The 1,831-nt window shown below is 68.2% G+C and carries 3 protein-coding genes; all 3 read right to left on the bottom strand.

Going from position 1 to position 1,831, the window contains the following annotated elements; all coding sequences use genetic code 11:
- Positions 1-619 (bottom strand): hypothetical protein (locus tag JNK68_15145; GenBank protein ID MBL8541681.1); only part of this gene is annotated, 619 nt, incomplete at its 3' end.
- Positions 616-1,410, bottom strand: a complete 795-nt coding sequence (locus JNK68_15140; protein MBL8541680.1) for a glycosyltransferase family 2 protein — start codon at positions 1,408-1,410, stop codon at positions 616-618. The genes JNK68_15140 and JNK68_15145, both read right to left, overlap by 4 nt.
- Positions 1,411-1,501: 91 nt before the next feature.
- A partial coding sequence (locus tag JNK68_15135; protein MBL8541679.1) for a glycosyl transferase family 2 occupies positions 1,502-1,831 on the bottom strand: 330 nt, incomplete at its 5' end.

Here is a 1,831-nt window from a genome sequence, read left to right as displayed (position 1 = left end):
CTGCCAGATGGGCGACGAGATCGACGATCGCACCGAAACCCTTGTCGGCGCGCGCAGCGCCAGCATACAGCAGATGGCGGAAGGGACTCGGCTCCGCGGGGAACGCGCCGGCGTCGAGACCCGGCGGCAGGCTGAGCGTGGTCGCGTTCTCGAACCCGCAGTCGCGGAAGACCTGCTCGATCGCCGGCGTCGTCCCGAGCAGGGTGAGATGCGGCTGTTTCGCCGCGATCGCCCGGAAGCGCGCGAGTTTGCGCTCGCCCAGTCGACGTACCTGATGGAAATAGAGGAACACCTTGCCCGGCGGGATCGGCCGGCCGGCAGCCCAGTCGAGCGCGTACAGGTCGAGCGTGCCGGCAGTCGTCACCACGATGCGCCCGGGCTGGCGCAGCAGGCGGCGATAAAGCCACCACGCCTGGGGCTTGCGCAGGCGGCGGCGGAAATAGGGATGGATGGCGCTCGCTACACCTTCCAGCTGGGGCAGCACGGCTGCGCGCCCGACCCAGAGATGGAACGTCAGTCCCGAACCGGCCACGCACAGGCTCCTGACGACGTTGAGCGCGTGACCGGAGACGCCTTCCAGCGTCGGCTCGACGACGTGGACCGGCGGTGGGCTGCTCACGGGCGCGGCGGACGCACCAGCGGTTCCTGCCTGGGCGCGCTCCAGTCCTGCGTGAGTTCCCGGCACTTGGCGTGACGCCAGAAGCTCCCTTCGAGGTTGCCGAAGGCGATGACGAACCCGGCCCAGCCGTCGAGGCAGCCGAGCTTGATGAAGTAATGCTTGATGAACGCCCAGATGCCGTGACCCAGGGCCCGCCACATCGTCGCACCCTCGCGTTCCAGCTTGACCGCGCCGAGCGTCGAGTAGCGGTTCATCTTGCGGATGATCTCGTCGAAGTTGCGAAACGGCACCTGCCAGATCGGTTGATGCAGATGACCCAGGCCGCGCGGGCTGTGGTTCGTGTAGCCTTCGTGCACCGGCTCCAGCGTGTAGCTCAGGGCGCCGCGCCTGAAAAGCTGCGGCTGCCGGTAGTTCGGGTACCAGCCGCCGAAACGGATCCAGCGACCCATCATCCAGTTGCGGCGCGGCACCAGATACACGTCGTGCGGCGGGTCGCCGGCGAGCAGATCGAGGATCTCGTCGCGCGTCTCCGGCGTACAGCGCTCGTCCGCATCCAGGCTGAAGATCCAGTCGCAGCCGCACGCGGCAATGGCGCGATTGCGCAGATCGCCGAAACCGTGGAAGGGAATCTGCACGACGCGCGCGCCGAGCCGCTCGGCGATCTCCGCCGTCCCATCGGTGCTGCCCGAATCGCAGACGATCACCTCGTCGGCCCAGAGCACGCTCGAGACGGCGGCCTCGATCTTGTCGGCCTCGTTGAAGGCGATGACGTACGCGGAAATGGTTTTCATGGTGATGGCCGGGGAGGGCGAGAAGCGGCATCCGTCAAGCCGCACCCGCCCAGGGTGCGCCGATTCTCGCGCGCGCCTGCGAGCTTGTCCATCAAGCCGGCGTGGCCCGCGGCGCCATGCCGGCGCCGAGCACGCCGATCAGCCAGCAGTAGAAGAGCCCCTCGGAATGGTCGAGCAGCAGGGTGTTGAACAGGCATCCCAACGCCATCGCCAGCACGAGCCCCGTCGCCAGGCTGCGATCGAGCGGCGGTGACACACGGCGTGCGACCCGCCAGTGCGTGACCAGCATGCCGACGAATGCGACCAGACCGACCACGCCGAGCTGCGCCGCCATCAGCAGGTACTCGCTGTGCGGATGGCCGGGATCGACACGGCCCGTGCCTTTCACGCGCTCGCCATAGGCGAGCGAGAAGCCGCCGGT

Source organism: Betaproteobacteria bacterium, from assembly GCA_016791345.1.
Classification (GTDB): Bacteria; Pseudomonadota; Gammaproteobacteria; order Burkholderiales; family JAEUMW01; genus JAEUMW01.
The sequence above is the reverse complement of the archived record's forward strand: the minus strand, read 5'-3'. Positions and strand labels throughout refer to the sequence as shown.

Coding starts and splice junctions, on each gene's coding strand:
- JNK68_15140 (MBL8541680.1), bottom strand. CDS start 1,410: ATGAAAACCATTTCCGCGTACGTCATCGCCTTCAACGAGGCCGACAAG.